This is a genomic window from Exiguobacterium sp. s140 (genome assembly GCF_018617035.1).
Lineage (GTDB): Bacteria > Bacillota > Bacilli > Exiguobacteriales > Exiguobacteriaceae > Exiguobacterium > Exiguobacterium profundum.
Window position 1 is genome coordinate 1,198,123 of sequence record NZ_JACSJK010000001.1, and the last position, 16,159, is coordinate 1,214,281.

General features: G+C 46.3%; 16 protein-coding genes. 2 read left to right on the forward strand and 14 right to left on the reverse strand.

The features are described 5' to 3' along the window. Positions 1-29 precede the first annotated feature (29 nt). Genes pepF through cls form a run of 3 tightly spaced genes read right to left on the reverse strand, consistent with a single transcriptional unit; the run spans position 30 to position 4,434 of the window. On the reverse strand, positions 30-1,832 hold the full coding sequence (gene pepF / locus KNO61_RS06240) for an oligoendopeptidase F (protein ID WP_015881223.1): 1,803 nt from the start codon (positions 1,830-1,832) through the stop codon (positions 30-32). 22 nt (positions 1,833-1,854) lie between these two features. After that, positions 1,855-2,910, reverse strand: a complete 1,056-nt coding sequence (locus KNO61_RS06245; RefSeq protein ID WP_214872780.1) for a competence protein CoiA — start codon at positions 2,908-2,910, stop codon at positions 1,855-1,857. Between the two features lie 12 nt (positions 2,911-2,922). Further along, positions 2,923-4,434 carry a cardiolipin synthase gene (gene cls / locus KNO61_RS06250; RefSeq protein ID WP_214872781.1) on the reverse strand — a complete coding sequence of 504 codons (1,512 nt, stop codon included), beginning with the start codon at positions 4,432-4,434 and terminating at the stop codon, positions 2,923-2,925. An 83-nt stretch (positions 4,435-4,517) separates the two neighbouring features. On the opposite strand from cls, the gene KNO61_RS06255 reads away from it, so the two are divergent. Next, positions 4,518-5,243 (forward strand): SDR family NAD(P)-dependent oxidoreductase, encoded by a 726-nt coding sequence (locus KNO61_RS06255; protein WP_214872782.1) that lies wholly within the window; start codon positions 4,518-4,520, stop codon positions 5,241-5,243. A gap of 46 nt (positions 5,244-5,289) precedes the next feature. Here the strand turns inward: KNO61_RS06255 and KNO61_RS06260 are convergent, their stop codons facing one another. The 6 genes from KNO61_RS06260 to KNO61_RS06285 all read right to left on the reverse strand — a co-directional run bounded on the left by KNO61_RS06260 (position 5,290) and on the right by KNO61_RS06285 (position 9,172). Beyond that, a complete protein-coding gene (locus tag KNO61_RS06260; protein ID WP_371816588.1) occupies positions 5,290-5,874 on the reverse strand; it encodes a DUF2254 family protein in 585 nt (194 codons plus the stop codon). Between the two features lie 108 nt (positions 5,875-5,982). Then, positions 5,983-7,071, reverse strand: coding sequence for an IS200/IS605 family element RNA-guided endonuclease TnpB (gene tnpB / locus KNO61_RS06265; RefSeq protein WP_214872785.1), 1,089 nt, complete (start codon positions 7,069-7,071; stop codon positions 5,983-5,985). A 141-nt stretch (positions 7,072-7,212) separates the two neighbouring features. Further along, positions 7,213-7,566 (reverse strand): DUF2254 family protein, encoded by a 354-nt coding sequence (locus KNO61_RS06270; protein ID WP_251030776.1) that lies wholly within the window; start codon positions 7,564-7,566, stop codon positions 7,213-7,215. Between the two features lie 64 nt (positions 7,567-7,630). Continuing rightward, a complete protein-coding gene (gene mecA / locus KNO61_RS06275) occupies positions 7,631-8,287 on the reverse strand; it encodes an adaptor protein MecA (protein WP_074037420.1) in 657 nt (218 codons plus the stop codon). A gap of 171 nt (positions 8,288-8,458) precedes the next feature. Further along, positions 8,459-8,857, reverse strand: coding sequence for a transcriptional regulator SpxA (spxA, locus tag KNO61_RS06280; RefSeq protein WP_015881217.1), 399 nt, complete (start codon positions 8,855-8,857; stop codon positions 8,459-8,461). A gap of 177 nt (positions 8,858-9,034) precedes the next feature. Continuing rightward, on the reverse strand, positions 9,035-9,172 hold the full coding sequence (locus KNO61_RS06285; RefSeq protein WP_015881216.1) for a hypothetical protein: 138 nt from the start codon (positions 9,170-9,172) through the stop codon (positions 9,035-9,037). Positions 9,173-9,394: 222 nt separating this feature from the next. Here KNO61_RS06285 and KNO61_RS06290 point away from each other — a divergent pair, with 222 nt between their 5' ends. Beyond that, entirely contained in the window at positions 9,395-9,928 is a 534-nt protein-coding gene (locus tag KNO61_RS06290; RefSeq protein ID WP_015881215.1) for an HD domain-containing protein, read from the forward strand. Positions 9,929-10,004: 76 nt separating this feature from the next. Here the strand turns inward: KNO61_RS06290 and KNO61_RS06295 are convergent, their stop codons facing one another. The 5 genes from KNO61_RS06295 to KNO61_RS06315 form a co-directional block, all read right to left on the reverse strand. Next, positions 10,005-10,955 (reverse strand): ABC transporter ATP-binding protein, encoded by a 951-nt coding sequence (locus tag KNO61_RS06295; protein ID WP_214872786.1) that lies wholly within the window; start codon positions 10,953-10,955, stop codon positions 10,005-10,007. Beyond that, on the reverse strand, positions 10,955-12,028 hold the full coding sequence (locus KNO61_RS06300) for an ABC transporter ATP-binding protein (RefSeq protein WP_214872787.1): 1,074 nt from the start codon (positions 12,026-12,028) through the stop codon (positions 10,955-10,957). Before KNO61_RS06300 ends, KNO61_RS06295 begins: the two co-directional genes overlap by 1 nt. A 23-nt stretch (positions 12,029-12,051) precedes the next feature. Further along, positions 12,052-13,077 (reverse strand): oligopeptide ABC transporter permease, encoded by a 1,026-nt coding sequence (opp3C, locus tag KNO61_RS06305; RefSeq protein WP_371816589.1) that lies wholly within the window; start codon positions 13,075-13,077, stop codon positions 12,052-12,054. Next, positions 13,077-14,003 carry an oligopeptide ABC transporter permease gene (gene opp3b, locus KNO61_RS06310; RefSeq protein WP_214872788.1) on the reverse strand — a complete coding sequence of 309 codons (927 nt, stop codon included), beginning with the start codon at positions 14,001-14,003 and terminating at the stop codon, positions 13,077-13,079. Before opp3b ends, opp3C begins: the two co-directional genes overlap by 1 nt. 307 nt (positions 14,004-14,310) lie before the next feature. Then, on the reverse strand, positions 14,311-15,930 hold the full coding sequence (locus KNO61_RS06315; RefSeq protein ID WP_214872790.1) for a peptide ABC transporter substrate-binding protein: 1,620 nt from the start codon (positions 15,928-15,930) through the stop codon (positions 14,311-14,313). Positions 15,931-16,159: the final 229 nt, after the last annotated feature.

Sequence of the window (16,159 nt, forward strand, 5' to 3'; positions counted from 1 at the left end):
ACCTCTTTGTGCATATTGTCACATATTGTTCACGAGAACAATAATGATTCCATTTCATCAAGAACTGCCTCGAACTGATCGAGCGCCTTCAATACCGGCTCCTTCGTCGTCATATCGACACCAGCCGCCTTCAGCACCTCAATCGGATAGTCACTAGAACCCGCCTTCAAGAAGTTATCGATATAACGACGTACGGCTGGCTCCCCTTCCTCCATGATCTGTTGTGACAGTGCAGCAGATGCCGAAATCCCTGTCGCATATTGATAGACGTAGTAGTTGTAATAGAAGTGTGGGATGCGCGCCCACTCATATGAAATCTCTTCATCGATGACAATCTCGTCTCCGAAGTAACGTTTGTTCAACTCGAGATATGTTTCATTTAAGTACTCCGGAGTGAGCGATACGCCTTCTTGAGCAGCTTGATGAATCATGTGTTCGAATTCAGCGAACATCGTTTGACGGAACAATGTTCCACGGAACGTTTCAAGCTGATTGTTCAGCAAGTAGAGACGCTCCTCTTTCGCTGTTCTCGTTTTCAACAAATGGTCGTTTAACAAAGCTTCGTTCGTCGTCGATGCCACTTCTGCAACGAAGATCGAGTAATCGCCATACGGATATGGTTGCGATGTGCGTGTGTAATGACTATGCACCGAGTGTCCGAACTCGTGTGCGAGCGTGAACAAGTTATTGACGTTATCTTGCCAGTTCATGAGGATGAACGGTTGCGTATCGTACGCTCCCGAGGAGTAAGCACCGCTACGCTTACCACGCGTCTCTCGCACGTCGACCCATCGCGATTCGAGACCGTCTTTGACAATTTGGACGTACTCTTCTCCGAGTGGTGCCAAACCGTCTACCATCCATTGTTTCGCTTCCTCATATGACACTTTCATCTCGACATCTTTGACGAGCGGTGTGTAGAGGTCATACATATGCAACTCATCTAAGCCGAGCGCTCGCTTACGTAACGCGACATAACGATGTAACAAGTCGAGTCGTTCGTTCACTGCTTCTACGAGGCCATCGTATACAGACTCCGGAATCGCATTATGGTGGAGTGCGGACTGTCTTGCACTTTCAAACTTACGCACAGTTGCATAGAAGTTATCTTTCTTCACACTTCCTGACAATGTTGAGGCGAACGTATTCAAATATTGCGCGTACGTCCCGTACATCGCTTTAAATGCCCCTTCGCGAACGCTTCGGTCAGCCGATTCAAGGAACGTGATATATCGACCGTGCGTCAACTCGACTTCTTCCCCTTTTTCGTTTTTCACTTTCGGGAATTTCAAATCCGCGTTGTTGAGCATACCGAACGTCGAGCTCGATTGACCGAGCACATCTCCCGCTTGAGCCAAAATGGCTTCTTCTGCCTCTGTCAATACGTGCGGACGCTCAAGTGCCAACTCATCGAATGCATGACGATAAACGCGAAGTGACTCATTCTGCTCCATAAATGCTTCAATCTGATTCTCATCAATCGAAAGCAACTCAGGTGTCATAAACGCGAGTTGCGCTGAAACTTGAGAAGCAAGTGAGCCGGCACGATCATTCAATGCTTGATAATGGCTATTCGCCGTGTCTTCGTCATAGCGCATGTGCGCGTACGTATATAGCTTATGTAACTGACGTGAGAGATCGTCCCGAAGTTGCAACGCTTCGTATAACGTCTCCGCCGACTCTCCAAGGCGTCCTTTAAATCCAATCAATGCCGGCACTTTCTCTTTTAACGCTTGAAAATCCGATTCCCAAGCCTCGTCATTGCTGTAGATGGTCTCTAAGTTCCATGTTTCTTCCACTGGAACTTGTTGTCTAGTCAATACCTCTGACATACGTCCACTTCCTTTTCGATGATTAAGTCGATTGTAAGATCAATCGCTGAAGTCCTTGAAACAAACGTGTATCGTGATGTCTGGCCTCCTCGTAATGCTTCGGATGCGGCCATGACCTGACATCACAGGATAGACGACTCGCATTCAAGAGTTGTTTCCATTGTACATGAAATGACTGGGAAAAGTCGCTTGTCGGTGTCACCCCAAATTGTCGACACGTTTTTTGAATACTCCATTCCACGGAATCGTGAGGTGACTCGTAGCGATTCAAATAAAGAACGGTTTGAAAATCAATCGGATGCACACGAATTCCCCAAAGCGATGATAGCGGAAGGTAACAGGCGGTCGGTAATAATGCGGGTAACAGACCAAGTGGATAGAGCCGATTCAATATGAGCCGTCGATTTAACGGAGATGGGTAAAGAGGCGACATCCGTTTACGACGAATCATCTCTGTCCATTCAAAAGCATCGAACCGGTAGTAAGCTTCGTACGGTGACGTGTTCACGGATGATGAGATTTCCCAGCTTCCGATTCCGTACTTAATCGAAATCGGAAATCCATTGAAGCGTAACAATCTCCCATTTCTCACCGTCAACAACCGATGTCTCTGAAACAGTTCTAGACGCATCCATGGTTGAAACGATTGATTGCTTCTCAAATCGAGACCGCTCGCAATCCAAATGACATCAAGCCCCGCTCGTCGATAATCAATCGTTCGCTCGGCGTATTCTTCCGGTCGCAAGGGAGATGCCTGAATTTCGAACACGGTGTGCTGCCCGTCCATGTTCGTGAGGATGTCAGCCCGACGATTCTTAATCGTCACTTCTTGCTCGACTGGATAGCCTTTCTCTTGAAGCCACTGGCACACCGCCCATTTATCCTGATGGTGCGTGACCGATTCAGCCCTCCCACAGGTGTGGATATGCGCAAAATGTAGCCGTCGCTTCACACCTTGCTTCACAATCAATACTTCCTGACAAGTCGAACATCGAAAAGGAGCAAGTTGCTCTGCTTGCATCCGATTTAATGTAAAGGAATCAATGATATCCCCTTCCCGATCGATTGCAAACCGCATCTTGCTCCCTCCTCATAGCAATGGTGAAAACATTCTGGCTAATGATTCAACGAGTTTGATAAAGAATGACCGTTTCGCGAACTCTTCTAATACGAGTTCGTGAGACCCTTCGAAATCATCATATAAGTCTTGTTTCAGTTGATGGACTGAGTTCGTGTTATAGAGGAGCGCATTGACCTCGAAGTTCAAATGAAAGCTCCGAAAATCCATGTTCGCCGTCCCAATCGTGGCTAATCCATCATCCACCACGATGACTTTCGAATGCATGAATCCCTTCTCATATAGATAGATCTTTACCCCGGCGAGTAACAGTTCTTCGTAATAGGACCGACTCGCGTAGAACACGATTTTATGGTCGGGATAACTCGGTAAGACGATGCGGACATCGATTCCTGATAATGACGCCGTCTTCAAGGCACTCATAATGTCCTCATCTGGAATCAAGTAAGGTGACGAAATGTAGACAGATTTTTTCGCAGCATTGATGAGTGAAAAGTAAATGGACTTCATCGTCTCATACGGTTCATCCGGTCCACTCGCAACGATTTGGACCCCTCCGCTCGCACTTCTTACCGTTTCAAGCGGCTCTAGATAGAACGGTGTGAACAGGCGTTCCCCAGTCATGTAATACCAATCTTGCAAGAAAATCAATTGTAGTTCAGATACCCCTTCTCCTCTGACATACAGATGGGTGTCGCGCCAAAACCCGAACTTAGAGTGCTTACCCAAGTACTCATCCCCTACATTCAAGCCACCTGTGAATGCCTCCGTACCATCGATGACCACGATTTTTCGGTGGTTTCGATAGTTCGTCTTACTTGAAACGAGTGGCAATACAACTGGAAAGAACGCCTGGACTTGGACACCGGCTTGCTTCATCTCTTCAAAGAACGTGCCGCTCGTATGAATGGACCCGACGGCATCATACAAAAATCGGACTTCGACCCCCGCCTTCGCTTTTTCGATCAAGATCCGCTGTATTTCCCGAGAAATGCGATCTTCCCGGAAAATATAATACTCTAGATGGATGTGTCGGGACGCTCCTTTCAGAGCCGGCAATAACTTCGAAAATTTTTCACGGCCGTTCGTCAAGATTTGCGTATACGTATTCGATGAGACCGGTAACTGGTTCAACGAAGAAGTCAAATGCATCAGCTTCTCGTAATCGTCGTGGGCGAACATGAGGGACGGCGACAACGTCATCGCTTTCTGACGATAGGCCAAGTACGTCTCTTCATCAAGCATCGCTTTTTCTTTAAACATACGTTTACGGCGATAGTTCTGACCGAATACAAAGTATGCGAATAATCCGATGACCGGAAAACCAATCATGACGATTGCCCAAATGAGCGTACGTTGTGGATTTCGATTTTCAAGTAAGATGACGAGCAATATGCTGAACGTTGTCAAAAAGACGAGAATCGAGAACAATCCAATTACTTGTGAGCTCCAGTAATACGATAATATCGCAATGAGTCCTGCGAGCAAAATGAGGGAAAAGAGTACTTGTATGCGTCGCAACATATTATAAGCTGACCTCGTTTCTGTCATGTATTATCATTAATTATACATCGTAACGTCATCTTTTTGAGGGGAGCGAATGAATTATGGGGACTTTTCTGATCACAGGTGCGACAAGCGGGATTGGTCGCGCCGTCGCTTTACAGTTGACTGCTAAGGGGCACCGAGTCATCGGGATCGGTCGGGATGAAACGAGAGGTGCCGCCCTCGAGTCTGATTCAAATGGACAAGCCACATTCATTCGATGTGACCTTGCTTCGATAGAGGACATCGACCATCTTTTCGCTCAGTTAAAAGAGCAAGATGTGACCTTGAACGGATTATTCAATAACGCTGCTACTTTTGGTAGACCGGGCACTCCTGAACGTTTGACACATGAGTCGTATAACGAGGTATTCGATGTCAACTTGTATGCGCTGAACACCGTCACACAACGTGCCATTCCCCTATTTGACCAAGGAGCGAGTGTCGTCAACAATGCTGCCATCGTTGGGCACGTCAAGTTTCCACCGATGCTCGCGCACTATGCCGCTTCAAAGGCGGCCGTAATAGCCTTAACTAAAACGTTCGCACACCGAATGAAAGGAAAAGTAAGATTCAATGCCGTTTGTTTTGGACCGATTGACACACCGCTCAGTCACAAGCTATATGGGGGTGAAGCAAAGTTCAAAGAGGCGATGACCCACCATTTCCGGGGACATGCCGCACATCCTGAGGAAGTAGCGCCGGTCGTAGAATTTTTATTGACTGATGCTTCAACTTACATTAACGGTCAAGCCATCACAGTCGATGGCGGATATACATTGTCTTGAACAGAGACCACCTCTTCTTTTGAACAGGTGGTCTCTACTCATGTCGTCATCTTTTTGGCCCGATTGATCTTAAGTTCTGTTCTTTCACATGAAGACGATCCCAATCAATCACATCCACAAAATATTGAATCATGTCCTCAAAGGTCGAATCGAACGTTTCATGCGCTTGAAGGCGCGCCATTCGAATCGCTTCAAACACGGACCCCATCACGAAGATATCTCGGCTGGCATAAGTCTGCATCGGTGATAATGATTCAAATAGAATCGTCTCAAGCGTTTTTCGCTTCACATGCCAGTCAGACTTCCCGTTCGAATACAAAAAATCACCATCTGGTAATTCACAAAGCTCTCGTAAAATATCCCCGATGAAATGAATCGCATAAATTGCGGTGTTCGGATCATTGATTCCTGGAGAAATACCACGTAGCGCAATCTCACTCAATTTTTCAATCGCAAATGACGGATCTTGCATCGAAGAACGCACTTCCCCAATCTCAAATAACTCGATATCCGGTGCGTCCTCGCCTTTCCAAAACCCGAGTAAATCACCTTTGGCAACGAAATCCCCGACGGCTACGACGGACTCAAAGTCCGTTTCATGATCTCCTTGTTTCTCTCGTGAACTACTCACCACTTATTTGCTTCGCAAATTGAAGTGGGAGCTTCTTGGGAAGACCGTGCTCCTACCAGCCACAGTTATGGACCAAGCTCGTCGGGCAGTCCCTGCCCTGAAGGGTTGTCAGTCAGCCAACATCAACAGGTTGATACTCGCGTTGATGTCACGGTCATGGTGCGCGCCACAGGCACACGTCCATTCACGGACATCCATCGTCTTCTTCTCGCCTTTTGCTCCGCAAGTGGAACAGATCTGGGTCGATGCGAACCAGGGGTCTGCCTTGATGAGCGTCCGTCCGTAGAAGTTTGATTTGTACTCGAGTTGACGGACGAACTCATGCCAGCTGACATCCCCGATGGACTTGGCGAGCTTATGGTTTTGCATCATGTCCTTCGATGTCAATGTCTCCACGACGATGACTTGGTTCTCGTCAACGATTCGTCTCGACAGCTTGTGAAGGAAGTCCTTACGTTGATTCGCAATCTTTTCGTGTTTCTTAGCCAAAAGTAATTTGGCTTTTTCACGATTCTTGCTTCCAATCTTCTTTCGCGACAGCGCCCGTTGCGCCTTCTTGACCTTCGCTTCGGACTTCCGGAGGAGTCTGGGGTTGTCGATCTTCTCCGAGACCATCGCGTCGTTCGTCATGACGGCGAAGTGTTTTAGGCCGAGATCGATCCCGACCTTGTTCTCGGCTGGAATCCATGGTTCATCGTCCTGTTCGACGAGGATGGAGATGAAGAACTTGCCCGTCCTCGTCATCGAGACCGTTGCCGACCGGATGACGCCCTCGAACGGACGATGTTGTGTGAACCGCACGAACCCGACCTTCGGCAGCCGGACCTTGCCCGCCTCGATGCGGATCGTACCGTGCTGGTTGTTCGTCGTGTAGGAGGCGCGCGACCGCCGTCTCGATTTGAACACCGGGAAGCCGCCCGTCCCGGCGAAGAACTTCGCGAACGCGGTGTCGAGGTTCAGCTTCGCGTTCGCGAGCGCGAGGCTGTCCGCCTCGGCGAGGAACGGGAACAGGGGCTTGTAGAAGGCGGGTGTCGCCGGTTTCCGTCTCGTCCCGTTCCCCGCTTTCGCCTCCTCGCGGATGGCGATGCGGTCCTCGAGCAGCTTGTTGTAGATGAACCGGGCGCAGCCGATCGTCTTGATGAGGAACTCGGCCTGTACCGGCGTCGGGTGAAGCCTATATTTGTAGCCTTTCAGCATGTCCGTCCCTCCTCCCTCCAGCAGATCGTGATGTGTCTTCCTCATCCGATACCCGCGGAGGGGGAGGGAGAATCTGACGGAATCACGAACTTTTGTTCGTCACATCTGTCATAGGGGGAGAAGAGTTTTGGACCGGGCGATTCATCTCCCACCTACGCCGGGCTTCGCCCCGAAACGCTTAGAGGAGGGAGAATTCTCGCCTACTTTTGTTAAAAAGTTATTGATTGTCCGGGGAGAGAACTGAGAGGAATACGTTGTCAATACGACCAGAATCGTGGAAAAGCTGAACGTCATCATCGTCATCAGGCTCGTAAATGTCGAAGACAACACAGACGCCGCTGAGTCCAGGTCTAAATAAATAAATTCAGGTAATAAATCTCGGAAAAACTCCCCAAACACTTGAGTGAATGTCGTTAGTACGATGCCACCCATTCCGTATAAAAATGGGACAAACCATGCGCTGTCATCAAGTAGTAATCGAATTCGTCTCACCATACCAACACCTCTTTACCGTCGATTTGAAAAAAATCGCCTGTCCAACTGAACAGGCGATGTACCATTAAAAATAGTGACGCACTTTCGCAAAGACGTCGCCATCGAGAATGAGTTTCCCATACTCTTCAAGCATCGGTTGCGTCTGTGTACTGAATGTTAAATATTCTGCTAAAAGACTGAGTGCATTCTCTTCGTCTTCCGGTTCCATTTCATCCGGGAAATCAATCCACAAGTAGTAACGGTCCTGATAGTGGTATAGTTTCAAATCAAGATCGCTGAACATGTCTCCTGCACGTTTACTCAGCGAAATGATTGCCTCGAAATCATTTGTTTCCATCGCAAGTGGTGCCCAAGCATCTGCCTCGGCTTCAAGTTCATCCAACTCACTCAATTGGTCGAGTACCGATTGTTGATCCCGTGCCTCATCGATTGCTGATCGAAGAAGCGAACCGAGTTCAGAATCGTCTTCCGTGTCCATTACATTTTTCGCGATTGTCACAGTCACTTCTAGACCTTTTTCAAAAGCTTGTACTTGAATCCATAGTGGACCATCAAACGAGATGTCTTCACGTTCGTGAGCCTCGTCCATCATTTGCCAGAACAGCTGCTCGCCACGTTCTCGGTTGTACCAAATTTCATCACGAGCAAAACCACGTTTTTCGATATCGACGTATGTGATGAAAAATTTGACGGTATTATCATTGATGCGCTCAATTTTCACGATTGTCCACTCCCTTCTCACCTCGCTCCCAATTCACATAAGGAGGAGAGGGGAAATTGTCTTGTTATCTTTGTACCCTTTTTAACATCGTTCAATCTAGATGAAGGGTTATAACTTTATTTTATAGGAAATAATCGATAATAAAAAGCACACTGCTTAAACAGTATGCTCTCATTCATTCACAAGGCGTTGGGCTTCCTGTAATTGGAACGTCCGAACTTTACGTGGCAAGAATCGACGAATCTCATCTTCGTTATATCCGACCTGTAAACGTTTCTCATCAATGAGGATCGGACGACGTAAAAGCCCTGGATATTCTTGAATCAAATCGTAAAGCTGTTGAAGAGATAGCGCATCAACAGACACATCGATTTTAGAGAAGACTTTCGAGCGAGTCGAAATGATTTCATCCGTCCCGTCTTCCGTCATACGTAAAATTTGTTTAATCTCATTCAATGAGAGCGGTTCTGAAAATATATTTCGTTCTGTAAACGGGATATCATGTTCTTCGAGCCAAGCCCGTGCCTTTCGGCAAGATGTACAGCTTGGAGACGTATAAAGTGTGACCATTTTTCTTCCTCCCTGATCGAGTATGCGTCCATCTTTTTAAGTGACTCTATTTGTATACCCAAATTCGCATCCACTTAATTATAGTAATTCTTATTAATTAAAACTTCAATGATATTCTTTATCAATCAGATATGAAAAGAGGGCGCATTCGTTGAATGCGACCTTGAACGACCTAACTTAAGACGCAGGGATTCGAGAAACCGGTTGAGACACCGTCTCTTTCCCTGGCTTGACTTGTAAGTCTTTCAACTTTTTCTTCAATACTTCTTTCAAAAGTCTCTTTTTCTCTCGCAGAACTTTGTCACGTTCTTTCATGGCCTCTCACCCCCATACAGCGTAAGGAACCGCCCGAGCATTACCGATTCTGAAAATCTTGAAGTTGCACTATATCTACATTTAAATTATAGCATACTCGTTTGTGAAATGTGAATCATTCTTATACGTTCATCTCAAATTTACACCAATATCGTTTGCAATGACTTGAAGAAACCTGTATAGTTTATAGAAATAACCTTTTTATTTTTAAGGAGGAGAGCGATGATGAGAATCACTTTAGAAACGATTATGAAACATCCGGTTACCCAAAAATATTTAACTCGATCTGGCTTAAAACATGCGGTCGACGTCTGTGAACGCGCTCTCGAAATGGCAACGAAACGTGGTCTTGATACAGATTTGGCGACGAAAGCTGCGCTTCTTCATGATATCGGACACTATGAATGGTATACAGAAGGTAAATGGAATTATGATTTGTATCGTCAGAACGATATCCATGCGATCAAAGGGGCCGAACGGGCTCATAAACTATTAATTCGATTAGGGGAAGATCCAGCCCGGGCAAAAGAGATTTCTGTCATGATTCTGTTGCACACGGATTCCTATTTACCACCGAGTCGAATCCAACGGACCCCACTTCAACAGCTCGTCCATGACGCGGACACGTATGTGGAGCAGCCAGGCGGTCTTCACCATTATGAAACAATGGAAATTGAAGATGCGCTAGCTCGCGTCCGTCAAATCGATGCCATCGTCGAGCGTCTTGCTAATTTACCACGCATCTCAAACGGATAATCAGTCACCTACTTTAATAGGTGATTTTTTTGTGCAAAAAAATCCTGACTCAATAAATGAGTCAGGATTGATTTCGTTACACGAGTTGCGCTTTATACGCTTCGTACTCTTCGTCTGTGAGCGAGACATAGTGTCCTGGCTCAACTTCGCGAAGTGGCGGGATGCTTGAATCTTCATCTGAACGTCCAACTGGACCTTTTGATGTTGACTCGTATACGATCCGCTTACGTGTACGTTCATGCTCCGGGTCCGGAAGCGGAATCGCTGAAAGAAGCGATTTCGTGTATGCATGAATTGGGTTCTCGTAAAGGCGATCTGCTGTCGCAAGCTCTACGAGGTGACCTTGATACATAACACCGATACGGTCAGAGATGTATTTAACCATCGACAAGTCGTGGGCGATGAACAAATACGTCAAATCGCGATCGCGTTGCAATTCTTTCAACAAGTTGACGACCTGCGCTTGAATTGAAACGTCAAGTGCTGAGATTGGTTCATCGGCGATGATGAAGTCCGGTTCAACCGCAAGGGCACGGGCAATCCCGATACGCTGACGCTGACCACCTGAGAATTCATGTGGATAACGGCTTGCGTGTTCTTTCGTCAAACCAACTGTTTCAAGAAGGTCATATACGCGATTCATGCGGTCTTCTTTCGTCTTCGCAAGACCGTGAATATCGATTCCTTCTGCAATGATATCGGCGACTGTCATACGCGGATTGAGCGAAGCGTATGGATCTTGGAAAATCATTTGCATCGCACGGTTGAATTTCAACTTGTCTGCCTTCGATTTTTTATCGTGGACGTTTTCGCCTTTGAACACGACATCACCATCCGTCGCGTCGTAGAGACCGATAATCGTACGTCCTGTCGTTGACTTCCCACAACCAGACTCACCTACGAGCCCAAGCACTTCACCTTTGTAAATATCGAATGAGATCCCGTCGACCGCTTTGACAACACGGCCACGACCAATTTTAAAGTGCTGCTTCAGGTTTTTTACCTCGAGTAATTTCTCGCGTTCCATTATTCAGCACCACCTTTCGTAAACGATTTTGCGAACGCACTGTCTGGACGATATTTGAGAGCGAGTTCACGAATCGCACGTGGCGGATTAACCGCTGGTGCTTGTGGGTGTAACAACCAACTTGAAGCAAAGTGTGTATCACTTACTTGGAACATCGGTGGCTCTTTCTCAAAATCAATCTTCATTGCGTATGGATTACGCGGTGCGAACGCATCCCCTTTTGGAGGATCGAGCAAGTTCGGAGGCGTACCCGGGATTGCCGGTAACGCTTCATTGCGGTCATCCGTCGGACGCGGCATCGAACCGAGAAGCCCCCATGTGTATGGGTGACGTGGTTCGTAGAAAATTTCATCAACCGTTCCTTTTTCAACGAGACGTCCTGCATACATAACAGCAACACGGTCAGCCATGTTCGCAACAACACCTAGGTCGTGCGTGATGAAGATAACCGCTGTACCGGTCTTTTGTTGAATATCTTTTAACAGTTCAAGAATCTGCGCTTGAATCGTTACGTCGAGTGCTGTTGTCGGCTCATCGGCAATCAACACTTTCGGGTTACATGCGAGTGCGATCGCGATAACTATACGCTGACGCATCCCACCAGAAAGTTGGTGTGGGTACTGTTTCAAACGTGCTTCAGGGTTTGGAATCCCTACAAGTGTCAACAATTCGAGCGTACGTTTCTTCGCATCCTCACCCGTTAACCCTTGGTGCTGTTTCAACCCTTCTGCGATTTGCTTGTAAATCGTCATCGTCGGGTTGAGCGACGTCATCGGGTCTTGGAAAATCATTGCGATATCGCGACCACGAATTTTAAGCATTTCTTTTTCCGAAAGTTTCGCCAAGTCTTTTCCTTCGAACATGATTTCTCCGTTCGTGATCTCACCTGGAGGGTTCGGAATGAGACGCATAATCGCCTTCGAAGTAACGGATTTACCTGAACCCGACTCTCCTACGATGGCGAGCGTCTCGCCTTTTTTCAAATCAAACGAAACACCACGAACAGCTTGAACTGTTCCTGCATATGTGTGGAACGAGACCTCTAAGTCTCGGACTGATAAAATCGTTTCCATGCACGAGTCCCCCTCTTTCTTTTTTATTTACGCATTTTCGGATCGAACGCATCACGCAAACCGTCAGCAAGCAAGTTGAAGCTGACCATGAGCAAGACGATGATGACAGACGGGATAATAAGAAGGAACGGGAAAGTCCGTAGTTCTTTGTATCCATCGTTAATCAACGTACCAAGTGATGCCTGTGGTGGTTGAAGCCCGATCCCGATAAAGCTGAGAAATGCCTCGAAGAAGATGGCAGATGGAATCGTGAACATGAGTGTGATGATAATCGCACCTAGTGTGTTTGGAATCAAGTGTTTGAAAATCAAACGCGTACTAGATGCACCCAATGTGCGAGCTGCCAAGACGAACTCTTGGTTTTTGAGTTTAAGAATCTGACCACGAACGAGTCGACTCATCCCAATCCAGCCTGTAATCGCTAATGCGAGGATGATGGTGAAGACACCCGGGTCAAAGATCAAGATGAACAAGATGATCAAAATCAAGTTAGGTATACCTGTCAAGATTTCAACAATACGTTGCATAATGTTGTCCGTACGACCGCCGAAGTAAGCTGAGATCCCGCCATATGCCACACCGATAATTGTATCGATGATAGCTGCGACTAAACCGATAAAGAGAGAAATCCGTGTCCCTTCCCAAATCCGCGACCAAAGATCACGACCGAGGTAGTCCGTACCGAACCAGAAATTCTCTTCTACATTCTTTTGCTCGTAGAAGTCGATATCGCGACCGCCGAGTGTCGCCAACCCATCAAAGCCAGCCCATTCAAGTCCTGTGACTTTAGGTGGAAGTTTCGCTTGTGAAATGTTTTGTTCATAGGCATCACGACCCGATAACATTGGTCCGAACAATGAAAGTACGACAAGTATCAAAATAATCGAGAGCGAAATGATGGCCGCTTTGTTTTTCTTTAAACGCATCCATGCATCTTGCCAGAAGTTTAAACTTTTCCCGGCGATTCGCTCACCAAGCTGTTCATTCATTTCAACTGGTGTGAACATGTCTTGGTCGAACTGTTCGTAATTCTTTTTGTTGTCAATCATCAGTTATTCCCCCCAAGACGAATACGTGGGTCTACAACCCCATAAAGCAAGTCGACAAGTAAAATGATAATAATGAATAAGCCTGAGAAGAACAATGTCGTTCCCATGATGACAGAGTAGTCGTTCAACGTAATCGACGTGACGAACAACTCACCAAGTCCAGGTACCGCAAAGATTTTCTCGATGACGAACGTACCTGTTAAGAGTCCCGCTGTCATCGGTCCGAGAATCGTGATGGCAGGAATCATGGCGTTACGGACCATGTGTTTCCATACGATTGCGTTACCCGTCAACCCTTTGGCTTTCGCGAGCGTGACATAGTCTTGTCCTGTTACTTCTAACATCTCGGTTCGGACGAAACGGGCAATGACTGCCGTTACCCCGAGCGATAATGAGATGGTTGGTAAAATTGTATGAGCTGGAGATTCCCAGAATGCGACCGGGAGTAACTGTAATTTAACTCCGACATAGTACTGAAGGAGGGCTGCAAAAACGAACGATGGGACGGAAATCCCGATTACCGATACGAACATTGAACCATAGTCAATGACCGTATTGTGACGAATCGCTGCGACAACACCTAACAATACACCTACAAGAGTACCGAGAACTAATGCTTGTACTCCTAGTTGTGCCGAAGGACCAACTCGTTCCATAATCAACTCAGTGACTGGACGGTTAGCTGTACGGAATGATACGCCAAGGTCACCTTGCAACATGTTTCCAATGTACGTCGCATAGCGGACCGGAAGCGGATCATTGAGTCCGTAGCGGTCATTCAACAATTGAATTTGTGATTCTGTCAGTTTTTCCTGGTTCTGATACGGCGAACCTGGGAGCAGGTCCATCAGGAAGAAAGTGAACGTGGCAATCAAGAAGAACGTGATGAGGCCGTAAGTCAGCCGTTGTAGGATATAACGTCCCATGAATAAAAAACCCCCTGTTTTGTCTAATTCTTTCTACTACTTGCACCAACAGCTTCACTATGACATATGACCCATTTTTCAAATTCACAAAATGAAAGGAATTTTCTGAAAGATAAGTGTAGACGTCATCTCAAGGCTCTTAGTACAGCGGTTGAAAACAAAGAATACTCGTTTCAGAGATTATTCTGAATTTTCACTGTTACTACATTATACTTTACCAACAAAACATTTGAACAGTGTTTTCTCATACTTCGCTAGAATTTTTTAAAAAATTGGGGACATGCGGTTAGCATGCCCCCTCCTTCCATTACTTAATATCAACGTATTTGTACTGGTAATCAGCACCAAATAATTGACGGTTGAAGTTCTCGACGTTTGGACGGATCAAGTATGCCACACCAGCTTGGTAGATCGGCATGATTGCTTGATCTTGTTCAATCAAGAGGGCTTCAGCTTCTTTGAACAAGTCGTAACGTGCATCGATGCTTGTTTCAGCAGATGCTTCATCGATCAACTTGTCATACTCAGATGACGAGTAGTTGATGTCGTTTTGTCCATTGTCTGAAGTGAAAATTCCAAGGTTCGTAAGCGGATCTTGGTAGTCAGGTCCCCAAAGTGCGAATGACATTTGGTAGTCCCCTTTTGCTTCACGCTCAAGTTTGTTGTTGAAAGGTTGTTGTGCAATCTCAACCGTTACGTTCGGCAAGTTTGACTCGATTTGACCTTTCATGTACTCAGAGATTTGTTTCGATACTTCGCTATCGAACGAGAGGAGTTCAATTGTTGTTGCTTCTCCACCAGTTGCCTCTTCCCAAAGTGAAGCAGCTTCGTCAGCGTTTGTTCGGAAGTATTCCACGCCTTCTGTGTAATCCGTTCCGTCTTCATATTTGATGAAGTCTTTCGGGATGAATGACGTTGTCGCTACTGAACCATTGCTCAAGAGCTGATCGATGATTCCTGATGGATCAACCGCACGCGCGATTGCTTTACGTGCATTTACATCAGAGAAAATCTCATCTTCATGGTTGAATTTGAAATATCCAATTGAAGAACGAAGACCTGTGTTGTAATCTTCATCTTCTTGGAATGCTGCGACTTGTTCTGATGCGAGACCAGCGTAGTCAACATCGCCCGCTTCATACAAGTTTACGACTGTAGATGTTTCTTTAACAACTTTCACATCTACTGAATCGAGAGCAACATTCTCAGCATCCCAATATGATTCGTTTTTCGTTAAGACGTAACCTTGCTCACGGTCCCATTTAGTCCATGTGAACGGTCCGTTGTAGAGAAGGTTTTCAGGACCAGTCGTGAAGTCTTCACCTTTTTCAGTCGCGAATGCTTCGTTGATCGGAGTGAATGTACCGAACGAAGTAAGTGAAAGGAATGATGGGTCTGGACGCTCGAGTGTAACTTCGAGTGTCTTCTCATCGATTGCTTTAACACCGAGCTCTTCTTTTGGTGTGTCACCAGTGTTGATTGCTTCAGCGTTTTTAATTGTGTTCATGATGTATGCGTACTGTGAACCTGTTGCAGGATCGACAGCTCGCTGCCAAGCATAAACGAAGTCATTTGCTGTGACCGGTTCCCCGTTTGACCATTCAGCATCACGAAGTGTGAACGTGTAAACCGTCTCGTCTTCGTTTACTTCTGGTTCGCCTTCAGCAAGTGCCGGGACGGCATTTCCATCTTTATCAAGACGGTAAAGACCTTCCATTGTGTTGGCGATCAAATTGAATGCGACTTCATCTGTAGCAAGAGCCGAATCGGCTGTTGTAATATCTGACGTACTCGTCAAGCGAAGAACTTTCTCTCCGTTTGAAGAAGAACCGCCGCCATCAGAGTCTCCGCCTGTTGAACAAGCCGCGAGAACTGAACCGAGTGCCAAGATGATCGTCATCATGAGCAAAATCGATTTTTTCTTCATTGCGATTTCCCCTTTCATTTTGAAAAGCTAGCCGATCGTCGAATGAACATCTTACTTTTTCTTTAATTTTCTGAATATTTCATAAAGTATTCGACGAAAGAACGTTAGGGCTATTGTAAGAAATTTTTAATGAAACTGTCAACTATTGAATAAAACGCTGTCATCTCATTCGAATTTCAGACTCGCTTTCTCCCCCGCCTTCCTAGTATCATAGAAGAAACGTGGAACG

Bases quoted from the DNA above. Each gene is read 5' to 3' on its own strand.
- pepF (WP_015881223.1), bottom strand. From the start codon at position 1,832: ATGTCAGAGGTATTGACTAGACAACAAGTTCCAGTGGAAGAAACATGG.
- KNO61_RS06245 (WP_214872780.1), bottom strand. From the start codon at position 2,910: ATGCGGTTTGCAATCGATCGGGAAGGGGATATCATTGATTCCTTTACA.
- cls (WP_214872781.1), bottom strand. From the start codon at position 4,434: ATGTTGCGACGCATACAAGTACTCTTTTCCCTCATTTTGCTCGCAGGA.
- KNO61_RS06255 (WP_214872782.1), top strand. From the start codon at position 4,518: ATGGGGACTTTTCTGATCACAGGTGCGACAAGCGGGATTGGTCGCGCC.
- tnpB (WP_214872785.1), bottom strand. From the start codon at position 7,071: ATGCTGAAAGGCTACAAATATAGGCTTCACCCGACGCCGGTACAGGCC.
- KNO61_RS06270 (WP_251030776.1), bottom strand. From the start codon at position 7,566: ATGGTGAGACGAATTCGATTACTACTTGATGACAGCGCATGGTTTGTC.
- spxA (WP_015881217.1), bottom strand. From the start codon at position 8,857: ATGGTCACACTTTATACGTCTCCAAGCTGTACATCTTGCCGAAAGGCA.
- KNO61_RS06285 (WP_015881216.1), bottom strand. From the start codon at position 9,172: ATGAAAGAACGTGACAAAGTTCTGCGAGAGAAAAAGAGACTTTTGAAA.
- KNO61_RS06290 (WP_015881215.1), top strand. From the start codon at position 9,395: ATGATGAGAATCACTTTAGAAACGATTATGAAACATCCGGTTACCCAA.
- KNO61_RS06295 (WP_214872786.1), bottom strand. From the start codon at position 10,955: ATGGAACGCGAGAAATTACTCGAGGTAAAAAACCTGAAGCAGCACTTT.
- KNO61_RS06300 (WP_214872787.1), bottom strand. From the start codon at position 12,028: ATGGAAACGATTTTATCAGTCCGAGACTTAGAGGTCTCGTTCCACACA.
- opp3C (WP_371816589.1), bottom strand. From the start codon at position 13,077: ATGATTGACAACAAAAAGAATTACGAACAGTTCGACCAAGACATGTTC.
- opp3b (WP_214872788.1), bottom strand. From the start codon at position 14,003: ATGGGACGTTATATCCTACAACGGCTGACTTACGGCCTCATCACGTTC.
- KNO61_RS06315 (WP_214872790.1), bottom strand. From the start codon at position 15,930: ATGAAGAAAAAATCGATTTTGCTCATGATGACGATCATCTTGGCACTC.